The organism is Anabaena sp. FACHB-83 (assembly GCF_014697485.1).
Lineage (GTDB): Bacteria > Cyanobacteriota > Cyanobacteriia > Cyanobacteriales > Nostocaceae > Nostoc_B.
Map to the genome: position 1 here is coordinate 230,025 of NZ_JACJRY010000003.1, position 21,854 is coordinate 251,878.

At 41.0% G+C, this 21,854-nt stretch carries 21 protein-coding genes and 1 tRNA gene; 15 read left to right on the forward strand and 7 right to left on the reverse strand.

The window, feature by feature from the left end; all coding sequences use genetic code 11:
- Nucleotides 1-177: 177 nt before the first annotated feature.
- The gene (locus H6G79_RS05145) at nucleotides 178-1,461 is read right to left on the reverse strand and encodes a valine--pyruvate transaminase (protein WP_190589932.1); all 1,284 of its coding nucleotides are present in this window, start codon (nucleotides 1,459-1,461) and stop codon (nucleotides 178-180) included.
- Between the two features lie 211 nt (nucleotides 1,462-1,672).
- Here H6G79_RS05145 and H6G79_RS05150 point away from each other — a divergent pair, with 211 nt between their 5' ends.
- The 5 genes from H6G79_RS05150 (at nucleotide 1,673) to fghA (ending at nucleotide 5,468) form a co-directional block, all read left to right on the forward strand.
- Complete coding sequence (locus tag H6G79_RS05150; protein ID WP_190589931.1) at nucleotides 1,673-2,782, forward strand: S-(hydroxymethyl)glutathione dehydrogenase/class III alcohol dehydrogenase; 1,110 nt, start codon at nucleotides 1,673-1,675, stop codon at nucleotides 2,780-2,782.
- Nucleotides 2,783-2,903: 121 nt separating this feature from the next.
- Nucleotides 2,904-3,563, forward strand: coding sequence for a Uma2 family endonuclease (locus H6G79_RS05155; protein ID WP_190589930.1), 660 nt, complete (start codon nucleotides 2,904-2,906; stop codon nucleotides 3,561-3,563).
- 51 nt (nucleotides 3,564-3,614) lie between these two features.
- The gene (locus H6G79_RS05160) at nucleotides 3,615-4,094 is read left to right on the forward strand and encodes a DUF29 domain-containing protein (RefSeq protein WP_190589929.1); all 480 of its coding nucleotides are present in this window, start codon (nucleotides 3,615-3,617) and stop codon (nucleotides 4,092-4,094) included.
- A 20-nt stretch (nucleotides 4,095-4,114) separates the two neighbouring features.
- A complete protein-coding gene (locus tag H6G79_RS05165; protein WP_190589928.1) occupies nucleotides 4,115-4,594 on the forward strand; it encodes a DUF29 domain-containing protein in 480 nt (159 codons plus the stop codon).
- 31 nt (nucleotides 4,595-4,625) lie between these two features.
- Complete coding sequence (gene fghA, locus H6G79_RS05170; protein WP_190589927.1) at nucleotides 4,626-5,468, forward strand: S-formylglutathione hydrolase; 843 nt, start codon at nucleotides 4,626-4,628, stop codon at nucleotides 5,466-5,468.
- 4 nt (nucleotides 5,469-5,472) lie between these two features.
- Here the strand turns inward: fghA and abc-f are convergent, their stop codons facing one another.
- The 4 genes from abc-f to H6G79_RS05190 form a co-directional block, all read right to left on the reverse strand.
- Nucleotides 5,473-7,080 carry a ribosomal protection-like ABC-F family protein gene (abc-f, locus tag H6G79_RS05175; protein ID WP_190589926.1) on the reverse strand — a complete coding sequence of 536 codons (1,608 nt, stop codon included), beginning with the start codon at nucleotides 7,078-7,080 and terminating at the stop codon, nucleotides 5,473-5,475.
- A gap of 352 nt (nucleotides 7,081-7,432) precedes the next feature.
- Nucleotides 7,433-8,026 (reverse strand): Uma2 family endonuclease, encoded by a 594-nt coding sequence (locus tag H6G79_RS05180; protein WP_190589925.1) that lies wholly within the window; start codon nucleotides 8,024-8,026, stop codon nucleotides 7,433-7,435.
- 46 nt (nucleotides 8,027-8,072) lie between these two features.
- Complete coding sequence (locus H6G79_RS05185) at nucleotides 8,073-10,778, reverse strand: CBS domain-containing protein (protein WP_190589924.1); 2,706 nt, start codon at nucleotides 10,776-10,778, stop codon at nucleotides 8,073-8,075.
- Nucleotides 10,779-11,322: 544 nt separating this feature from the next.
- Entirely contained in the window at nucleotides 11,323-11,559 is a 237-nt protein-coding gene (locus tag H6G79_RS05190) for a hypothetical protein (protein ID WP_190589923.1), read from the reverse strand.
- A 128-nt stretch (nucleotides 11,560-11,687) separates the two neighbouring features.
- On the opposite strand from H6G79_RS05190, the gene psbZ reads away from it, so the two are divergent.
- The 9 genes from psbZ to H6G79_RS05235 all read left to right on the forward strand — a co-directional run bounded on the left by psbZ (nucleotide 11,688) and on the right by H6G79_RS05235 (nucleotide 17,494).
- A complete protein-coding gene (gene psbZ, locus H6G79_RS05195) occupies nucleotides 11,688-11,876 on the forward strand; it encodes a photosystem II reaction center protein PsbZ (protein ID WP_190589922.1) in 189 nt (62 codons plus the stop codon).
- A gap of 223 nt (nucleotides 11,877-12,099) precedes the next feature.
- Nucleotides 12,100-12,657 carry a 6,7-dimethyl-8-ribityllumazine synthase gene (gene ribH / locus H6G79_RS05200; protein WP_190589921.1) on the forward strand — a complete coding sequence of 186 codons (558 nt, stop codon included), beginning with the start codon at nucleotides 12,100-12,102 and terminating at the stop codon, nucleotides 12,655-12,657.
- A 137-nt stretch (nucleotides 12,658-12,794) separates the two neighbouring features.
- Nucleotides 12,795-12,866, forward strand: a tRNA-Gly gene (locus tag H6G79_RS05205).
- A 244-nt stretch (nucleotides 12,867-13,110) separates the two neighbouring features.
- Complete coding sequence (locus H6G79_RS05210) at nucleotides 13,111-13,251, forward strand: hypothetical protein (protein WP_190589920.1); 141 nt, start codon at nucleotides 13,111-13,113, stop codon at nucleotides 13,249-13,251.
- A gap of 132 nt (nucleotides 13,252-13,383) precedes the next feature.
- Nucleotides 13,384-13,791 carry a hypothetical protein gene (locus H6G79_RS05215; protein ID WP_190589919.1) on the forward strand — a complete coding sequence of 136 codons (408 nt, stop codon included), beginning with the start codon at nucleotides 13,384-13,386 and terminating at the stop codon, nucleotides 13,789-13,791.
- 4 nt (nucleotides 13,792-13,795) lie between these two features.
- Complete coding sequence (locus tag H6G79_RS05220; protein WP_190589918.1) at nucleotides 13,796-15,061, forward strand: glutamate-5-semialdehyde dehydrogenase; 1,266 nt, start codon at nucleotides 13,796-13,798, stop codon at nucleotides 15,059-15,061.
- A gap of 96 nt (nucleotides 15,062-15,157) precedes the next feature.
- Complete coding sequence (locus H6G79_RS05225; RefSeq protein WP_190589917.1) at nucleotides 15,158-16,348, forward strand: hypothetical protein; 1,191 nt, start codon at nucleotides 15,158-15,160, stop codon at nucleotides 16,346-16,348.
- Between the two features lie 11 nt (nucleotides 16,349-16,359).
- Complete coding sequence (locus H6G79_RS05230; RefSeq protein ID WP_190589916.1) at nucleotides 16,360-16,947, forward strand: ABC transporter permease; 588 nt, start codon at nucleotides 16,360-16,362, stop codon at nucleotides 16,945-16,947.
- Nucleotides 16,948-16,990: 43 nt separating this feature from the next.
- Nucleotides 16,991-17,494, forward strand: a complete 504-nt coding sequence (locus H6G79_RS05235) for a hypothetical protein (RefSeq protein WP_199333960.1) — start codon at nucleotides 16,991-16,993, stop codon at nucleotides 17,492-17,494.
- 174 nt (nucleotides 17,495-17,668) lie between these two features.
- Here H6G79_RS05235 and H6G79_RS05240 read toward each other — a convergent pair whose 3' ends face one another.
- Nucleotides 17,669-17,941: a GlsB/YeaQ/YmgE family stress response membrane protein gene (locus H6G79_RS05240; RefSeq protein ID WP_190589914.1), complete on the reverse strand. Its 273-nt coding sequence runs from the start codon at nucleotides 17,939-17,941 to the stop codon at nucleotides 17,669-17,671.
- A gap of 763 nt (nucleotides 17,942-18,704) precedes the next feature.
- Between H6G79_RS05240 and H6G79_RS05245 the strand changes: the two genes are divergently transcribed.
- Nucleotides 18,705-19,034 carry a hypothetical protein gene (locus H6G79_RS05245; RefSeq protein WP_190589913.1) on the forward strand — a complete coding sequence of 110 codons (330 nt, stop codon included), beginning with the start codon at nucleotides 18,705-18,707 and terminating at the stop codon, nucleotides 19,032-19,034.
- A gap of 29 nt (nucleotides 19,035-19,063) precedes the next feature.
- On the opposite strand, the gene H6G79_RS05250 is transcribed toward H6G79_RS05245, so the two are convergent.
- Nucleotides 19,064-21,826: a tetratricopeptide repeat protein gene (locus tag H6G79_RS05250; RefSeq protein ID WP_190589912.1), complete on the reverse strand. Its 2,763-nt coding sequence runs from the start codon at nucleotides 21,824-21,826 to the stop codon at nucleotides 19,064-19,066.
- Nucleotides 21,827-21,854: the final 28 nt, after the last annotated feature.

Sequence of the window (21,854 nt, forward strand, 5' to 3'; positions counted from 1 at the left end):
CTCTTAGCGCAAGTCCTCTCAAGAGGACTCAAGGAAAAACCCAGTCCACAAAGCGTGGACTTTTGCTATGAGCCTGGAACTTTAGTTCTAGGCGGGATATGGTTTCAATACACAAATTGCTCCTTGTGTATACACTGTAGCCCTCTTCCCGACTCCCCACTCCCAACTCCCTAATTCTCACGCACTCACCGCCGCCTGCTGATAAACTTGCTCGGCGACTTTGGCGAGACGTTGCATAGCAGCTACAATCTCAGCATCACTGCCTGTTAAGCTAATGCGTAAACATTGGTGTTTGTGTGACCATTCTTCTTGTAAACCAGGGAAGAAGGTACTACCAGGAACCACAATTACCCCGACTTTTTTGAGTTCTTGGTAAAATTCCCAATCAGTGATGGGTAAATCTTTCAACCATAACCATGCAAAGATTGCGCCTTCACCACGGTGGAGGAACCAAGGTAAATCTTTAGGCATAGCAGCATCTAGAGTAGTTTCTAGAACTGCAAATTTGTTTTGGTAAAAAGGACGAATGACTGTTGCAGCAATGTCTACTAGTTTACCGGAGTTGATCGCACGAGAGGCGATCGCTTGTCCATAACGAGAAGCATGAATACACAAGTTGGTCTGGAAGCATTCGAGAACTTGAATTAACTTTTCATCACCAATAGCAACACCAATACGTTCTCCTGGTAATCCTGCTTTCGACAAACTCATACAGTGAATAATATTGTCCCCAAATATCGGCTGCATCTCTGTAAAGTTCAACGCCGGGAAAGGGGGCGCGTAAGCAGAATCAATCAACACAGGTACATTATAATTTGCCGCGAGGGCAGCAATTTTATTGACTTCATCGGCTGTGAGGACGTTACCAGTGGGGTTGCATGGACGGGAGAAGATAATACAACCAGTTTGTTCTGACACCGCCAATTGGCTAAAATCAGGGCGATATTTAAATTTGTGGTTAGCTGCGTCTATATCCAGCGTTGGTTTGTATGCAATTAACGCCTCTGGTTGCAAACACACGCCGCCATAGCCTGTGTAGTCGGGACTGAGTGGTAAAACAATTTGGCGCAATTCCCCATTGCTGGCGGAACCACCAAAGGAATTTGCCGCGTAGAAATAAAGGCTTTGGCTACCGGGAGTAATTAAGATATTGCGAGAGGTTAAGTTTAAACCATAGCGTTTGTTGAAGTCATTGGCGATCGCTTCAATTAACGGCGCATAACCTTGACTTGCACCATAGCGACAAACCACTTCCCCATATTCCGAACTCGCCAACAGTTCTGCCGTTGCATCCCGCCACAACTGTTCCACCTCTGGCAAAATCAACGGGTTTCCCGCACTTAAATTAATTAATTCCTGCCCCTGACTCGCCTGCAACGTTTCTACAATGTCCTTCATAATCGCTCGTACACCAGTGAGGTTGGACATTTGAGCGCCAATTTTCGTTAGGGCAGGGTTCATAAGCTTTGTAGAATTAGAATTAACTGAGATGTTGACAAAATTATAAAATTCATGCGGCGGATAGATATCATCTTCCAAGTTTGCCGCCTGTAACTAATGTACCAATCTCACAAGAAAATGCAATTTTAGATAAAAAAGATTCTTCTCAGCATCAATCAAGATAAACCCATAAGATTTTATTAATACAACTTATATCTAGGAGGGCTAACTCGTGGAAGTTAAAGCCGCAGTAGCTTATGGCGCGGGAAAGCCGCTAACTATTGAAACTGTGCAATTATCAGGGCCACAAGCAGGGGAAGTTTTAGTAGAAATTAAAGCATCGGGAGTTTGCCACACCGATGCTTATACTCTGTCTGGTGCTGATCCTGAAGGTTTATTTCCGGCAATTTTAGGTCATGAAGGCGCTGGTGTAGTCGTAGAGGTGGGTGCTGGTGTTACCAGCGTCAAACCAGGAGATCATGTCATCCCACTCTACACCCCAGAATGTCGTCAGTGTGAATATTGTCTCAGCCTCAAAACCAATCTCTGTCAAGCAATTCGCTCTACCCAAGGACGCGGTGTAATGCCCAATGGTACGAGTCGTTTTAGCATTGGTGGGGAAATGATTCACCATTATATGGGTACATCCACCTTTGCTAATTACACAGTATTGCCAGAAATTGCTGTCGCTAAAATTCGAGAAGATGCACCCTTTGATAAGGTTTGTTACATTGGCTGTGGTGTCACCACAGGTATAGGTGCAGTGATTTATACCGCCAAGGTAGAACCGGGTGCAAAAGTTGTAGTCTTCGGTTTGGGTGGTATTGGCTTAAACGTCATCCAAGGAGCGCGGATGGTAGGAGCCGATATGATTGTGGGGGTAGATATTAATCCCAGCAAACGCGCCTTAGCCGAAAAATTTGGGATGACGCACTTTGTTAACCCTAAAGAAGTGGAAGGTGATTTAGTTAGTTATTTAGTTGATTTAACTAAAGGCGGTGCAGACTACACCTTTGAATGTATTGGCAATGTTAACGTGATGCGTCAAGCTTTAGAATGCTGCCATAAAGGTTGGGGTGTCAGTGTCATTATTGGCGTAGCTGGCGCAGGACAAGAAATCAGCACACGTCCGTTTCAATTAGTTACAGGTAGAGTCTGGAAAGGTTCAGCCTTCGGTGGTGCAAGAGGACGCACAGATGTACCGAAAATTGTTGATTGGTATATGGATGGCAAAATTAATATTGATGATTTAATTACCCATGTAATGCCAATTGAAGAAATTAATCATGCTTTAGAATTAATGCACAAAGGTGAATCTATTCGCAGTGTTGTAACGTTTTAGATTCAGTTAAGAGAATAGTAATTTGGGTGTAGCGATCGCGTAACCCAACAAAGTCTTGATAATGTTGGGTTCCGTTCCTCAACCTAATTAATTTAATTGCTACCAAACTTGGGAGATGCCAATGATTACTACCAGTGAAGTGATAAGCAATCCTCAAGAAACACCGCTTGCAGAAAAGCGCGTCACACTGAATAACATTAGTTGGGATGCTTATGAGCAAATTCTTGATGCTTTGGGTGATAATCGCGCAGCCCGACTGACATATTATCAGGGAATGTTGGAAATTATGACACCTTTAGAAGAACATGAAAATGCTAATTGTTTAGTTGGTCAATTGATTGAGCTACTAGCAGAAGAACTCAACTTTAATCTCAAAAGTATGGGTTCAACTACACTCAAGATTCCAATTCTCAAGTCTAGTCCAGAACCGGATAAATGTTACTACATTCAAAACGAGCCTACTGTGAGAGGTAAAACAGTCAATTTATCCGTAGATCCACCTCCAGATTTAATCTTAGAAGTAGATATCACCCATACAGATATCAATAAAAAACAAATGTATCAGGATATGAAAGTTCCTGAATTTTGGCGTTACAACGGGACAAAATTAACTATTTACCTTTTAGAACAAGGCGAATACAGAGAATCAGAAACTAGTAATACATTTGCGATATTAACTAAAACAATGGTTTATGATTTTTTAGCCCAATGCAAAATCCAAGGCGAAACTCAAACTAAACGCGCTTTTCGGAAAATGCTGCAAGACCAGATTCAGCAATAGTTTAGCTATTGGTGATTATTTAATGACATAAAAATTGAATAAGTTTTAATTATGCAACCCCCACAAAGCAAACAAACAAATCTCTATGAAACTGATTTTTATGCTTGGAGTCAGCAACAAGCTGATTTACTGCGTCATCAACAATGGCATCAACTTGACTTATCCAATTTAATCGAGGAAATTGAATCATTGGGAAGAAAGGAACGCCAAGAATTGCGAAATCGCCTCAGCATTTTAATTGCACATTTATTAAAATGGGAATATCAACCAACAAAACGCAGCCGCAGCTGGTTATCAACAATTCGCATTCAACGGTTAGATACTGCGGAAATAGTCGCAGAAAATCCTAGTTTACAATCCTATTTACTAGAAATTGTGGATAAAGCTTATATAAAAGCGATTGCTTTAGCTGCTGGAGAAACTAACCTCCCGATGAAAAATTTCCCCAAAAATTGCCCTTATTCCTTAGAAGAGATTTTAAGCGATCGCTTTTATCCTGGTGAACCATCAAGCGATGATTTGATGTCATAGAAATTGACTTTTACTAAGCCATGCAAACCCCACAAAGTAAACAAACAAATCTCTATGAAACTGATTTTTATGCTTGGAGTCAGCAACAAGCTAATTTACTACGTCATCAACAATGGCATCAACTTGACTTATCCAATTTAATCGAGGAAATTGAATCATTGGGGAGAAAGGAACGCCAAGAATTGCGAAATCGCCTCAGCATTTTAATTGCACATTTATTAAAATGGGAATATCAACCGACAAAACGCAGTCGCAGTTGGTTAGCGACAATTCGCATTCAACGGCGGGATATTCTCAAATTGCTAGAAGAAAATCCAAGTTTAAACTCTTATTTAGAAATAGCAATTCAAGAAGCTTATGAAAATGCTAGAGATTTAGCATCAGCAGAAACAAACCTTCCACTTTCAACATTTCCTCACCAATGTTACTATATCTTCGCTGACATTTTTAACGCCAGCTTTTATCCTGGTCAACCTGCAAGCGATGATTTAATGGAATAATAGCGATCGCAACAAATTCGCTACACAAATCATGACGCATCTGCAAATTCTCTCCGAATATAAATGCTTTGACGGGAAACTCGGCTTTTACTCTCATACTTCTGCAACTTGTCACAGTGAAATGCGCTTTGCTGTTTATCAGCCTCCCCAAGCAGCACAAAAATCAGTCCCAGTCCTCTACTTCCTCTCTGGTTTGACTTGTACAGAAGAAAATTTCATGGTCAAAACTGGGGCGCAACGCTACGCCGCCGAGCATGGTTTAATGTTGGTAGCACCAGATACTAGCCCTCGCAATACAGGTATTCTAGGTGAAAATGATGCTTGGGATTTCGGCACAGGTGCAGGATTTTATGTTGATGCTACCGCAGAACCGTGGCGATCGCACTATCAAATGTATAGTTACATTGTCCAAGAATTACCTGCGGTGATTGCAGCTAACTTCCCCATCCAAGCAGACAAACAAGGTATTTTTGGTCACTCTATGGGGGGACACGGGGCGTTAGTTTGTGCTATACGTAATCCCCAACAATATAAATCAGTATCTGCTTTTGCACCCATCGCTGCACCAATAAATTGTCCCTGGGGACAAAAGGCTTTTAATGGTTATTTAGGCAATAATCAAGATAGTTGGCGTGCTTATGATGCCAGTGAATTAATCAAACAATTAGGCTATCATAGTCTCATTTTAATTGACCAAGGCACGGCAGATAAATTTTTAACTGAACAACTAAAATCAGAAATATTTGAAAAAGCCTGTGCTTCTGTAAATCAACCCCTCAACTTACGTTACCAACCCGGCTATGACCATAGTTACTATTTTATTGCTAGTTTTATTTCTGATCACATTCGCCATCATGCAATCGCGCTGAATTAAAACTTTAACACTGACCAATTTCTTGATAATATTGCTCAAGCTGATTGGGTAAGTAGTTTGTCATTTGTAAACTTTGCTGTTTCACTTGCCAACTGTGGTTAATATTGATGCGACTTAAAAAATCAACATCATGAGAAATGACTAATAAAGCGCCTTGATATTCATTGATGCCGATGACCATTTGTTCTACAGTTTCAATATCAAGATTATTAGTTGGCTCATCAAGAATTAGCAAGTCAATTTCGGATATGCTAATCATAGCGATCGCTAGTCTAGCCAACTCGCCACCACTTAACACAGATGCTGATTTATGCACATCATCATATTTAAATAAAAAGTGTCCTAGTTGTTGACGCAATAACTGATAACTCAAATTGGAATTAGCAGATTGCATATTTTCGAGAATTGTCTGCTGACGATTTACGAGTTGATAAGTTTGGTCGAGATAAACAGCTTTCATGACAGGTGTAATTAAAATCTCACCTGATTCTAATAACACTGTTTCCTTCTCCATTCCCAAAATAGCTTTAGCTAAAGTCGATTTACCTGAACCATTTGCCCCAATAATAGCAATACGTTCACCAGAAGAAATATGTAACTGAATATTTTGGATTAGTAGCCGATTAGCCACCCAAAGATTTGCACCTTGAATAGCAATTAAATTTCTGTGTTTATAGTTTGTTTCCTCTAAATTAATGCTGGTGACTTTGGTAGTTTTAATTTTTGTCTCTGCAACTTTTTGGGTTGCTTTAGTTACAGCCGCTTCATGTTTTGTTTTAGCTGTTCCTGCTGCGGCTTCGGCTTTAGTTTTAATTAATCCAGCCGCCATTCTATCAATACTACCATTCAGAAGCTTGGCTCGACCTTGACGTTGTGCCTGGGCGGCGCGTTGCTGTTCTTGCATTGCTGTAGCTTGGGTGCGTTTCAGTTCCTTTCTAGCTACTTCGTGCGATCGCATTGCCACTTCTAATTCTATTTGCTTTTGTCGTCGATAATCAGAAAAATTGCCTCCATATACTTTTAATTGATTGGGGGTAAGTTCCCAAGTCACATTAGTTACTTGATCTAAGAAAAAAGGTTTGTGGGAGACAATGACATAAGCACCAGCAAAATTTACCAGAAACTGTCTCAAGTTTTCTAATGTAGGTAAATCTATATGATTTGTTGGTTCATCTAGCAACAATAAGTTTGGCTGTTGTGCTGAACCAATTGCTAAAAATAATTTTGTCAATTCTCCACCGCTTAAATTAGCCATTGGTAATGATAAATCAATGGTTGTATTGAATTGGGTTTGTAAAATCTCTTCAATATTCCACCATTCATCAGCAATGGAAATTAAATAATTCAATACCGTATCTGCATTAATTGATTCTTGAATAGTACTAATTTGGGGTAAATAGTAAACGCTACCATGCCGAAAAACAGAACCGGATTTAGCCTGAATCTGTCCTGAAATTATCTTTAATAGCGTTGATTTTCCAACACCATTGCGACCAACTAAAGCAATGCGATCGCCTATTGTAATACTAGCTTGAATCCCTTGAAACAATGGCTGCATATCACTGAGTTCATAACTTAAGTTCTCAGCGATTAATATTGATTTTTTCTGCATTCTTAGCAAACCTCAAATCATCAAATTTCACCCATATATGTACAAAGATTACGGGTGAATTGAACAGATAAAATATTCAGATGCAATCACATCTGCATCAAGAATCAACCACAGATAAATGTGGTTAAACTCACAATATTGAAGATAAAAACAAAAATTCTAGCTCATGATTATTTGAAGTAACCCTGTCAAACTTGGCGTATTTATTCGGTTTTGACAATTTTTGTCTGGTACTACTTCATTTCAGTTATCTCGATGATATGTGATGAGGCTTGTTATAGACTACAGTGTAGCACAAAAGCATTACGGAAAGCGAAGAATATTCACAAAGATGTAGTTGGTGTCACAAAAATTAAATCTCTTCTCCTGCTGGTTGCAAACTCACACCTTCATAAATATCCCTCAAGGGAATTTCAAAATCTACTGTTTGGAGTGATAAAACCGCGTCTAATGACTCATATTCTGTTAATACCCATTGATTATTAGCATTTTTAGCGTAATGCTCAACTAAATATTCATATTGATTAACAATAATATATTCTTTGAAGGTGGGTATAGAACGGTAAAATCTAAATTTATCAGTTTTATCATGGCTCTGTGTTGATTTAGATAATACTTCTATAATGACTTGAGGATTCGTAACTGTAGTAGTGCTATTTCCTTCATATATTGGTTCTCCTTCAATCACCATAGCGTCGGGATAACTATAGATGCGGTAACGAGGTATCCACAATCTTACATCGACCATATAAATCTTGTAATTTTTACCCCGCATCTTAAATTTGAAATTAGTGCAGAAGTTTCCCACTATTTCATTGTGGCTTGTAGTGCAACTTGCCTTTGCTACAATTTCCCCATCGTAGTATTCATGTTTAAATTCCGATGTCTCTTCTAGTTGGAGATACTCTTTGGGGGTATAGGATTTTTTTGGTGTTGGAATTTGCATAAATTTTTCACGCAGAGTCGCAGAGTCGCTGAGATGAGAACAGAGTTTATTGAGGATAATTATTGGCTAAAAATTGTTCGGCTTCAGGTTGATTTGTAATTACTCTATCTAACGTAGCGGCAAGAATATCATCAAGAATTTGACGATATTGAGGGCCTGGCTTGTAGCCTAATTGCTTCAGGTCGTTACCATTTAGAATGGGTTGGATGTGAGTCAATACTGTTAAGTAATGCCAAATTTGTTTTCTGAGCGATCGCGGGCTTTGCAAGGCGATTAAAATCAGCATTGGTAAGTCATATTTTTTCAGTAACTGCACAATTTGACTAGGACGCTGCAATTCCGGTAATAATTCCCTAACTTCTGCTTGGGCTTGGGCTAAATTTTGCAAGCGGTGAATGCTATCGTCTTGTAATTGCAGATTTTTGGCGACTTTTTCCCGATATTTTGGTTTAAGGTGGGCAATTAAAGCTTCTAGGCGCATTTGCCAGTGAACAAGGGTGAGTTGGGGATCAAATCTGTGCAGACAGCGTTCTAATAACCGCAACTGGCGTAAAAGTTCCGCATCTAAGGTAAGGGTGGAATGAATGCACTGCAAAGCTTGTAAGTTATCGAGTAATTGCAAAGCTGATTTCCAGTACGATGCTTCTAAGATATGTTTAAGTTCAGTTTTCAGCCGAGTTTGCAAAGCGGGAGTTCTGCTATTGTGTTGAGCAGTGCGATCGTAAACACCACTGTTAATTGCATAGCGAATATATTCTTCTGTTCGCGGTTCAAAATCAAAGCCAAAGCGCACAGCAAAGCGCACACCACGATAAATCCGGGTAGGATCTTCAATAAAGCTATTGGCGTGTAACACCCGAATTTCCTTGGCTTGTAAATCTAATAAACCACCAAAAAAATCGAGTAATTCACCCGCACGGGGAGAAGTTAGCCGCAATGCCAGTGCATTGATAGTAAAATCCCGGCGGTACAAATCTTGACGAATAGAACTCGCCTCAACTTCAGGGTTTGCGGCTGGATAAGGATAAAATTCTGTTCTAGCGGTGGCAATATCCACCCACAAGGAATCTAATTCTGCATCTTTATGCCACAACAAAGCCGCAGTTTGAAACGCACCATGAATTTCTAACCGCGCTGCTGGGTAAAGTTCTTGCAGTGCTTTTGCTAATTCCACCCCAGCACCAACATCTGCTGATTTATGAAAGCCATCAACAACCAAATCAATATCTTTAATCATTAATTGGTCTGCTGTTTCGGCTAACAGCAAGTCCCGCACAGCACCACCAACTAGGTAAAGATGCCAACCGCGTTTTTCTGCTGCTTGGGAGGCTTTGGTGAGTAATTGCCACAGTTGGGGTGCAAGACGTGATTGTAAGTTAGTGGTGAGTAGGGAGTGGGGAGTGGGGAGTGGGGAGTGAAGAGGATTGAAAGTTTGAAACTCGTCATCAGCTTGATGTAACTCCCGTAGGACATCGGTACGGGTGACGATACCAACTAATTGCCCATCTGCTAACACTGGTAAACGCCCAATATCATAAGTCACCATCAGCGACTCGATTTGTGGCAGGGTGGTATCTGGGGTGATGGTTTTGAGATTGATAGTCATGTAACCTTTGACTGGCGCATGACTAAAGCCGTGGTGAAAGGCAATATCTAAATCTCGCCGGGAAATAATGCCGACTAGCTGTCCTTGGGCATCAACTACAGATAAACCAGAATGCCCATAACGTAATAAAATTCGCTGTGCTTCTTCAATAGTAGTTTCTGGGCGAATAGTGCGGACTGGGGATGACATCAAATCTCTGGCGGTGAGGGGATGGGGAATGGAGGCTTTTAAACCTTCTAAAAGTTGTTCTAAGGTGGCTTGTGTATCGACTCCCCGCAAGTTGAGTGATGCAGCTTGGGAATGTCCGCCCCCACCAAAGGGTTGAAATAACAAGTTAAGATTGACACCAGGAATTTGCGATCGCCCAATCACAGTTAATCTTGATTCATCTTCCCCCAATGGATATTCATTGACTAACAATAAAGCATCAATTTCGGTTAACTCGACTAACTGCGATGCTAAACTCGATAACCCAGGCACAAAAGCATCAGTTTTTAAAGTAACCCAAGCGATCGTATAACCCCGTAAGCAAAGATATTCTAATTCCTGTAAGGCTGTGGTTAATAGCTGTTGCAACTGCGGTGATAAACCAGGGTCGCGGTAAGTCGAAATCACAGGTAAACTTGCACCTTGCTGCATCAACCAAGCCAAAGCTAAAGCATCCCTAGCTGTTGATAAATCATAAGTTAAGGAACCCGTATCCACATGGATACCCAAAGCCATCACCGTAGCTTGAGATGGGGTGAGGGAAATTTGCTGTTGTTGTAATTGCTCCACCATAAGAGTTGTGCAAGCACCCACCGGGGCAATATGCAATTGCGTCGCCGGAATATCGCCCTCTTGCCCTAAGTGATGGTCATAAACTACAATTTCTTTCACACTGGGTAAATCTAACCATTCAGATGCTTTACCCAGGCGATCGCGGTGTTGTGTATCCACCACAGTAATCGAACGAATGCTTTGCGGATTCACTGAACGTCGCTCAATTAACGGATACTCATCTCGATGTAACGCCAAAAAATCTCTCACAGGTGGATGTGCGCCGCCTGTTAACACAATCTTACTTCCCGGTAGCAAGCAAGTCAGCCCAACCGCCGCCCCTAAAGCATCAAAATCAGCCGTTGTGTGGCAAAGAATTAAATCCATAATCCTTAGTCATTGGTCATTAGTCATTAGTACCTAAACAAAGAACAAAGGACAAATAACCAAAGTGTATCAATTTCTGCTAGGTTAAAAAATAAGGAAAAACTGTCAGTGTCGCCCTTTAGCTGAAGCCGACAGAAGCCCCACGCCTGAACCGATAGGGCAGCGTGGCACGGACACTTTGCTCAAGTCGGGAAACCCGCCCACGCAAGTGTCCTCGTGAATGGCAGGGTGACGACGAGTTGACCCCCGACTGTTATCAACCGTTAGGTTGATCAGAGAGAGGGGTCGGGGAGGAGTCACCAGTTTTTTGACTAGGCAACCTATCAATCCAATCTTCAATAAGTTGCGTGACCGTTTTTTCTCTGTCCTGTGCATAAGTCTTGAGCTTGTCGTGCCTTCTAGAAGATATACGAATATGTAAATCTTTTTTACTCATAAGTATGTTCGCATTATGTACATACTTATAGTAATATATAAATGGTCGTTGACCCACCCACACGGCTGTAAACAACACAAAGTAGCGATACGACGCTTGCGGATGTAACTAGCGTGAGTAAGGGGGAAGGAACATTGCCAACTGGTAAGCCATTGCTGTAATTCCATGTGATGTTGTACGTAAAACAATTAAAGCTTCGGCTACGCTCAGGGTTAAAGCTGAACGTAGCCGAATGGTTAAACTGCCTGCGGGAGGCGGGCGGCTGCCTGGGTTCTGGATTTGACCAGATAAAGGGGAGAACCCCAGAGATGCTACATAAGACTCAGAGCGTTTTTGGTAACGCACATTGTTTAACAATGTTCCTAACAGAGCAGTGGCAAGTGAGACAGGAAGCCTACACTTACTGCTTGCAGAAGTGTAGGTACTTCACGATATTCTATCTTTAGTATTACGCTGTCTTGGGAGAAGCAAAAATGACCATAATATTCCAGTTCGCTTTAGTAGCTCTTGTTTTGATGTCTTTTGTACTGGTTGTTGGCGTTCCTGTTGCCTATGCTACCCCACAAAGTTGGGTGGAATCGAAAAGATTATTGTGGCTAGGTTCTGGAGTTTGGATTGCCCTAGTAGTGGTGGTTGGTATATTAAACTTTTTTGTAGTCTAGGCTCTTGACAACAGTCTCAGAAAATTAAGATATAGCTAATAGCAAAAGAAAAAGGTAAATGGTTTTATTTACCTTTTTTCTCATTTCTGGTAGATATCGCAGAAATAAACTCAGCACTCAGCACTCAAAACTTAGCACTTTCCTAATAATTGTGCGCTTCATCTCAACCATCGGCAGAGAAGAAATGTATATTGACAAGAGTATAGTTGATTAAGAGGCAGTCATGGCAGTTTTTGAGGGAACTTTTACTCAAACTGAACCCTTGCGTTTTGCGGTGGTGATTGGTCGATTTAATGACCTGGTTACTGCAAAGCTGGTGGAAGGATGTCAAGATTGCTTAAAACGTCATGGTGTAGACCCCAACCCCCACGGTAATCAAGTCGATTATGTTTGGGTTCCGGGAAGTTTTGAAGTGCCAATTGTTGCCCGTCAACTAGCACTTTCCCAGCGTTATGATGCGATCATTTGTTTGGGTGCAGTTATTCGCGGACAAACGCCCCACTTTGATTATGTGTCTTCGGAAGTAGCCAAAGGCATTGCCGCCGCCAGCTTTCAAACCGGAGTTCCGGTAATTTTTGGCATTTTGACAGTAGATACAATGCAGCAAGCCCTAGAAAGGGCAGGAATTAAAGCGAATCATGGCTGGGATTATGCCATGAACGCTCTAGAAATGGCCAGCCTGATGCGGAAGTTACGCTCTAACCTCACAGAGACCTACACTTTAAATCCCCAGCCTTTACCTGCTGCTCCAGGTCAAGAGTCCATCGTTAACAGTCAGTAGTCAATGGTCAATGGTCAATGGTCAACAGTCAATCGTCTAATAATAAAGCACAAATGACAAATGACAAATAACCATTGACTAAAACTTAGGGGTTGACAAATCAAAAAATATCTGACAGTATAGTAAATGTGAAGTTTGCGGGTATAGCTCAGTGGTAGAGCGCAACCTTGCCAAGGTTGATGTCGCGCGTTCGAATCGCGTTACCCGCTCTAAAAAAAGTTAAATTATAAGTTATCAATTGGTTGAAGGTAATAAGCTTTAGCCGATGATGTTTTTGATTAAGTGAACGAAAATCAGGAAAAAAATATCCTGCTTTCTGTTTCATGCTCGGTAGAATTTAAAAAGTGTTCCCAGAAAAATTACTAGGTTGTCAACGTAGCCTTGGGCAACAGTTGGTTTTCCTAGTGGTTGCGGCGTAAGCTTAGAATTGTATTAGATATGTAAGCACAATAAATGCCCCACAAGTTGGACGATATTACTTTGAAAGCCACAGATGCACAGCCGGAAATTTTGCAACAAGATTGCCAGCTACAGCACCAGACAACAGATACATATACCTATTTTTTTAAAATTGGGAATCAACGCTGTTGTTAATGATGGCAGTATTTACCTGACTTCGCTATTTATATAAACAGTTGCTTGTGAGATGAACCAATTCCCAAGGCATTTAGCCGGGAAAGGAAATCTCCAACTTATGAAAAACACGCTCAAGTTAGTAGAACGCTTGTGCATCATCAAAAACCAGAAAAAATTGACTTTAACCAGGAATATCCCTGTCCCTGTCGCCGTCGGGGACGGTTAGTTCCGATTACCCTTACAGAAGCATTTGGCTGCGATCGCTGTCAGCAAATCTTTGTTGTCCAAGATAATGGGCATATCCTCGAACAACTTTCGACCACTTATCCCTACAAGCGGTCTTGGCGCTGGACGGGAAATGCTTGGCATGTTGTTCATCCCCGCTTGGGAGAAAGCTATCTGCCCATCGCCCTCGGCATTATTTTTGTGCTAGTGATTATTTGGCTACCATTAGCATTGAAATTAGCCAAAGGTTCCAGCATTGTTGCTTGGGCAATAGTGGCAGTGATATTAGCTATTCTGCCAGCACTCATGGTCTGGCTTACCTACCGACGTTAACCCAATGACCGTTGAAGTTGTACAAGATTACCCTGAACCAATGAAAAGCGCCAAACGCGCTTTTCAGGCTTCCCTGAAGTTGGGTTTGACCAAGGGAGTAGACCGCAGTCGGGCTGTGTTGGCAATGGCGCAGGCGCTAGAAAGGTCTTTTGATGATATTTTAGAAGCCAATACTCTGGATTTAGAAGCTAGTAAAGAAATGGCTGTCCCAGAGTTGATTTTAGATTGGCTAAAACTCACCCCCACACGTCTAGAAACCACCGTCGAAATACTGCGGCGCTTGGGTGAACTATCAGATCCTCTGCGGCGGGTGAGGAATGCTGACTATCAACCAGAAGACTCTCAAAGTTACTCGCAATTGATGGCTTTGGGAGTAATTGCTTTTGTTTATGAGGCATTTCCCGATTTAGGTGCGATCGCCGCAGGTTTGTGCATTAAAACTGGCAATAGTATCATCCTTAAAGGTAGTACAGAAGCCAGTCATTCTAACGCTGCGATCGCTGAAGTACTGCAAAATGCCGTGGAAGAAGTGGGGCTACCACCTGGTTGCGTCGAACTAGTCACCACAGAACATGGTGCTTCTGTGCGGGATTTAGTTACCCAAGACCAGTACCTCAATTTAGTCATCCCCTACGGACGCTCCAGCTTAGTGCAGCAGGTCATGCGACAAGCCACTTGTCCAGTGCTAAAATCCGCAATGGGTAACTGTTACCTGTACTGGTCGCTCAATGGCAGCTTAGAGATGGTACGCTGGATGATTCTCGATAGCCATCAAAGCGAACCAGACCCGGTAAATGCGATCGAAAAAGTCTTAATTCACCGCCAAGCCATGCCATCATCGCTGTCGGTACTGTGGAATAGTTTGAAAGAGAAAGGCTTTGAAATCAAAGGTGATGCAGAGTTAGTCGAAGCCTTTCCCCAACTGCAACTAGCCAAAGACAGCGAATGGGGTAGTCCCTACTTAACGAAGACTGTGGCCTTTAAACTAGTGGATAGCTTAGAAGCTGCGATCGCCTGGATTAACCAATACAGTAGCGGTCATGCTGATTGTATTGTGACTGAATCTTATCAAGAAAGCCGACAGTTTGCCCTCGGCGTGAATAGCGCCTCCACCTACATCAACACTTCCCCTAGATTTTCACGCAACCCTTCACGGGGTGACTCAATATTCTTAGGGATGTCTAACCAAAAAGGCCACCGTCGCGGATTTATTAGCTTGGAAACCTTGACCACCGTCAAGCATATTATTCAAGGGAATGGTAGGTTTTAACCGTTACGAGTTGTTCTACATTTACAATCGTAATTAAATACTAATTCTTCACTTCTCCTACTAGACAAAACTTGATAAACCGAGAGCTAAAATTATATGTCAAATCGACTCAAGCTTTTTAGAGAAAGGATGGCTGCTTTTGAAGGCGCAGCAGATCCATCAAAAGCAGTTGAAAGCGGTTATTATGTCCACGCACCTATTAAGTTACTGGTAGATCATATCTCAGGACGAATAGCTCTACGTCCATCTTCTTCCCATCTTTTGATAGGCGGTATTGGTTCAGGCAAAACCACTCAATTGTTGGTTGCTTGCGAAAAAATTAATGAGATAGAAGACATTTATGCAATTTACGTTGATGTGAGTCTATACACCGATATTTCTCAAATTTCTAGTGGCGTTCTGACGGCGATCGCTGGATTAGAACTTGCGAAACTTATGCAGGATAGTGATGATCCAAATGTCCTATCTAATATTCGCATAATTCGTAACTTGGCACATGGTCATGATGAAGATTACGATGTTCACGATGAATATTACCCAGATTCTACCTATTTACCTTACATAAAAGGTATTATTCCCAAGAAAACAGAGGGATATGGTATAAGTTCTAACTTAGTATCAACCGTTGATGAATTAGCCAAAACTACATTTGAAGAATATGGAAATATCGTTTTTCTATTTGATGGACTAGATAGGCTAGATGATGCTAAAACCTTTATGCAAATTGTATCTTCAGACGCACAAGCCATATCATCTATGGGTATTGGTTTAGTATTAGTAGGCCCATTAACTGCTATTTACGGTCAATCCCGTGATACAGTTGACAAAACTTTAGATTACTTCTACTACCAGCCGTTTTTTGATGTAGATAATGATACAGAAGCATATAATTTCTTTTCTAAAATTATTCAAGCTCGCTCATCTGAAGATTTTATAGAACAATCAGCAATTAAACTACTTATCCAGTTTTCTGGTGGAGTTTTAAGAGATTTTATTAGTTTGATACAATCATCTATTGAAGAAACATATTTATCAGGAGAAGATAAGGTAAATTTTAATCATGTTTTTCATGCTGTTGATTCTTTTGGCAGATATCAGTTATTGGGAATTTCAGACAATGAAGTAAAAATTATTAAACAAACTCTTGATACAGCAAAATTTATTCCTAGAACAGATGAAGATTTACGCTTGTTGGTAAGGCGAATAATTCTAGAGTATAGATATCCCAAAATACGTCATGTTGTTCACCCAGCTATTCAAGTACTAATTGATAAGATTGCCGCTTAATGTATATTTAGATGAGTAAATCAGTTTCCATTGATGAGTTTTTACAGCGAGTTGGTTCACAACCAGAAGCAAATACTTGGTCAGCACTGATTGTTTCTAATTCAGATGCTCAACAATTAGTAGATGATTTAAAAGACTCACTTAGCATTTTTGCAGAATGTGAAGTTGGCTGTCTTTCTGCAAATATTAATACTAGTAATCTAGTAGAAAGAATTTCCCATACAAATGAAGATTATTTAATTCTTTGGGACTTTGAGCAATGGGATAATCATAACTGGTATCAATTAGATTGCCAGAGAAGTAAACTGATGAGAAAATACGGGGTAGTTCTGATTTTATCTCCAGAATCAGCAAAAACTATGTTTTCTTATGCTCCGAATATTGTTAGCTGGTTGGGTTCTAGAGTATATTCCTTTTTAAAAGATACAGAATTACTCAGTATAGAAGAACGTCAGGAAAGACTAGAAGCACTTCGAGAATGGTCAGGTTTAACTGACTCTCAAGTAATTGATATGGCTGAAGCGCAAACTCTACCACCTGAACCTGAATATGCTGAATGGCTTGTACTTCTTGATAGAGGAGATTTAATTGAGCAGTAAAAGTGATTGGGAGCAAATTTGTGATCAGGTGCAAGAACGACTCTTGAAAAATGCTCCCATGACTGTAAAAAGTGCTAAAGTCTTGCGAAGTGAGATTTTTCAGTGTTTAACTAAAGCATACAATAATGGTCTATTAAAAACCAAGCTTCATGAAATTCAGAAGCTACTCAAAATAACTCCATCAACCCAAGGTATTATTGAAATTACTGGAGGAGAACGAAACTTTAAGAGAATTAAAGAAATCCCTCATTTTGAGAAAACTGACGGTTCCTGGTTTGATTTTGCAATTACAGTTAGCGAAAATTACAAACCTGCTGAAATTATTGCATTCGACTTTGAAATAAGATTTGTAGAAAATAAACCAATTAAATTTCTGCGCTTTGACCTGAATCTTCCTGGACATGATAACCAGGAAAGAGGAATAAGATTTCATTTGCATCCGAGTAGTGATGACTTGATGGTTCCTAGTCCTCCAATGTCACCTTTAGAAATTCTTAACTTATTTTTATATGGTCTGAAAATTCCCGAACGTCCTCGTAATTCTTAGGGAATTGTATCGCTCAAATACAGATGAAAATCCTGAGTAACAAAAAAAGATAATACAAGCTAAAATAGCGTTAGTTTTAAATAAACTAACGCTATTATTTTTCAAATAAATTCAGGAAAAAATAGTAAAATCAACTCCCTGAAATTTAATATAAATTACAGTCAATTACATCAATTAAACAGCACTGCGACGAGTTAACAAATTCCACAAAAAGACAGCGATAATTGCACCCAAAACTGCCACTAAAATACCAGGTATACTAAGAGTTGGAGCCGCGAGGGCAAAATTTCCCGTACTGAAAAATACTCCTAAGCTACCACCAATAAACGCACCGATAATACCTAACAAAATTGTTCCCAAAATACCGCCGCCTTGATGCCCAGGGTAGATAGCTTTAGCAATAGCACCAGCAATTAAGCCTAAGATAATCCAAGCAAGAATGTTCATAATGTTTTTTGTTTGTATTAATGTTTTTTCTGACAATTACAGATTAACAAGTTCAATATGTACAACCAATCTATCATCAGCATTAATTATTCATAGCCTGAAGTGGTAGTTCCATCGTTGCCATTTCTTTTGGTGTATGCCGAAATAAAGATAAGTAAAAACAGAAGAAACAGCCCATAGCTGCTGTGAAACTATGGGCTTATTAATTCATTGCTTGGTAATTGCAGTATAAGCATTTCTCATTAGCTCTATCCTCTACTAGAAGAATTAAGCTGAAATGAAAATTGTGAACATTCTTAACGAAAAAAGGGTAATTCATTTCAACTTATGATAGAGTCCAACCCTCAATTAACTACATAGGATCAATACAGTAAAGCTCAAGCACAATTGCATTGTATTAGAATTTACCGCACTTTTGAAGTAAGTGCGGTACACCATGAGTAATAAGTAAATTTCTGACTCATTATTCATTACTCATTACTTTTTTCAATCAGTTGCTGTACCTTATAAACATCGAATCTACTGTATGACATTTAATTACAGATTGACCAAAGATTAACTCAAGAAAGCCATTGATGAGATGAAAAGTGAGAGCGATCGCACCATTGAAGTAAGCTAATTTTACTCTCCACCATGACCCTTGTAAGCGATCGCCTCTCGTTTTATACTTTGAACAGGAGCGTAGACGCTGGCGGCTTGTCGTCAGACATCGCCCTCATAACACCATCATTGCACCTGCGAACACGAAACTTCGAGTAAATAAGTGGAGCGATCGCCTTTACAACACCATCATTGTACTTGCGAACACGAAACTTCAAGTAAAAAGGTCGAGCGATCGCCTTCAAAACACCATCATTCCACCTCAGAACACAAAATTTCAAGTAAAAAAGTCGAGCGATCGCCTTCAGAACACCATCATTTCACTTCAGAACACAAAACTTCGAGTTCGGAACACGAAACTTTGAGTTCAGAACACGAAACTTCCACTTCAGAACATAAAACTCCGAGTTCAGAACAAGAACATTCTCATTTAAAACAAAGCCCTTGCACTTTCCTTTGCGACTTTGCGCCTTTGCGCGAGATAAAATCATGATCTGAGACTCAAAATTACTGTTGTGGTTTTCAAGAGTCGCGCAACCTTGCCAAATTTTTACGCACTTTCACAGTATTAGGATGATTTGCCCCTAACCGTCGCTCTAAAATACCTAAAGCTTGGATGAACAAAGGTTCGGCTTCGCTATATCTTCCTTGGGAGCAGTAGAGAAACGCAAGGCTGTTGAGGCTAATGGCAACATCAGGATGTTGTTCTCCCAGCAATTTGCGACAGAGTGTTAAGGCTTTGATGCACAAAGCTTCGGCTTCGCTGTATCTACCTTGGGATTCGTAGAATACTGCTAGGTTGTTGAGACTTTCTGCGACATGGGGATGTTCTTCCCCCAGCAGTTTGAGCCTCAGTGCCAAAGCTTGGATAAACAAAGGTTCGGCTTCGCTGTATTTGCCTTGGGAGTAGTAGAATACTGCTAGGTTGTTGAGGCTTTGTGCGATATGGGGATGTTCTTCCCCCAGCAGTTTGCGCCACAGTGTCAAGCTTTGGATGTACAACGGTTCAGCTTCGCTGTATTTACCTTGGAATTCGTAGAGATTAGCAAGGTTGTTGAGGCTACAGGCGACATCGGGATGTTCTTCCCCCAGCAGTTTGCACCACAGTGCCAAAGCTTGGATAAATAAGGGTTCGGCTTCGCTGTATTTGCCTTGGGATTTGTAGAGTGCTGCTAGGTTGTTGAGGCTAGAGGCGACATGGGGATGTTCTTCCCCCAGCAGTTTGAGCCTAAGTGCTAAAGCTTGGATGTACAAGGGTTCGGCTTCGCTGTATTTGCCTTGGGATTCGTAGAGATTAGCAAGGTTGTTGAGGCTAAGTGCAATATGACGATGTTCTTCACCCAGCAGCTTGCGACACATTACCAAAGCTTGGATGTACAAGGGTTCGGCTTCGCTGTATTTGCCTTGGGATTTGTAGAGTGCTGCTAGGTTGTTGAGGCTAGAGGCGACATGGGGATGTTCTTCACCTAGCAGTTTGCGCCATAGTGCCAAGGCTTGGATAAATAAGGGTTCGGCTTCGCTGTATCTTCCTTGGAAGTCGTAGATTTGTGCTAGGTTGTTGAGGCTAGAGGCGACACCTGGATGTTCTTCTCCCAAGCGTTTTTTAGCAATTTCTAGACACTGCTCATACCAAGGTGCTGCTTTGTCATACAATCCTTGACCACTGTAAAATAAAGCGTTGCCAACGAATGGCCAAGTTAAATCATTATCGCTGACATATTGAATGAGATTATTTGCTACTTCATCTAAATGAGGTATTGCTGGGGCAACACCCCTAATTTGCTCAAGTATGGGGTTGTGAGAAATATTTTTAGCTACTGCTACCATCACCCCACAAAACGATCGCTTAAATTCCTCTTTCTCCTCTAAATCTTCCAGCTTATCTTTAAAAAACTCCCGCAGCAGGGGATGAAGTTGATAAGTTCCCTCGCCTTTGAACTGAAGTAAATGTAACTGCAACAACTCCCGCCTAGCTTGTTTCCAATTTTGAACCTCATTATTTATTTTTATCCCCTCCACCAACTCCCAAGGAATCGGAGCTAAGGCAAATAAACTCAAAACGCAGCCTAAATGTTGAGCTAGGATTTGACCCTTTTCTCGCAACCGTTTCCAACTCAACTCAAACGCAGCTGCAACACCCAACTCAGCAGTCATCTCTGGTTGAGCTTCATCTAAAGCCGGATTTTTCAGACGCTCATTTTCCAAGTCTTGCAGCATTTCTGCTAGGGATAATTCATCATCACCCAACAAATAACGCCCGACTAATTCCAAACCCAAGGGCAAATATCCCAACCACTTACAAAGCTTTTTCGCTATTAACGGTTCACGCCGCAGTCGTTCTCTACCAATTATCGATTTTAATAACTGCATCGCCGCAAGTGGTTTCAGCACATCTAAATCTAAACGCACTATCGGCGGTTGTAATTTCTCCCGCGTGGTAATTAACTGCTTAAACCGCGCCGGAACAGAATCTAAATAACATCTAACTTCTTCTCGATAGTTAGTGACGTTATCAATTACCAGTAAAACCTCACCCTCATACCATTTTGAAAGACAGAATTGCACTCGCGCAGCTAAATCTAAATCATCTGGGATGTTCAATAGCAGCTTATTACGAGCAAAATCCACCAGTTGCACTCCTACATCCTGCAATGCAGACAACCAGCAAATTCCGCCTTGGTAGGTGACGCGGTGCGAATTGGCATATTGCAAAGCTAACTCTGTTTTCCCGACTCCACCCATCCCCGCTATAGCTGCAATAGCTACCTGTTGATTTTCCCGCAACAAACGATGGAGGTTTTGCAATTCCGTTTCTCGTCCGACAAATTCCACCACGCCACTGAAGGGAAGATTTTCGTAACGGGTAGGCGAGGATTGAGTTTTTTTAGCCTTCTCACGCTGTACGCCTGGTAATTCTTCTCTTCGGCTTTGCCATTCTGCATCAAATTTCTGCAAATTCGCGTGTTTATCGCTTTTATCATGCCAAAGTTTCAGCCGAAAGTGCCAATCCTCCGAACCTCGTCTGTGTTCGCGCAAATCTTCGAGAATGTTTACAAAATCTTCGAGTCGTTTTAATGCTTCCCTGACTTCTTCTTTAGTTAAAACGCTAAGTTCTGCCAGAACTCTTAGCTGTGTTCTCACTATTACTTGCTGCGGCGTTTCCCAATTCAGGGCAATTTTATAAAGTTCACCGTCTTCTAACTCGTTATTGGCATAAGCCAAAAACTTTTCTAACAGTTTTTTTACCCGCGCTTTGACTTCATCACCGTAGCTAACACGCGCCATAGCTTATTCTTGCCCAAATTTGCGACAA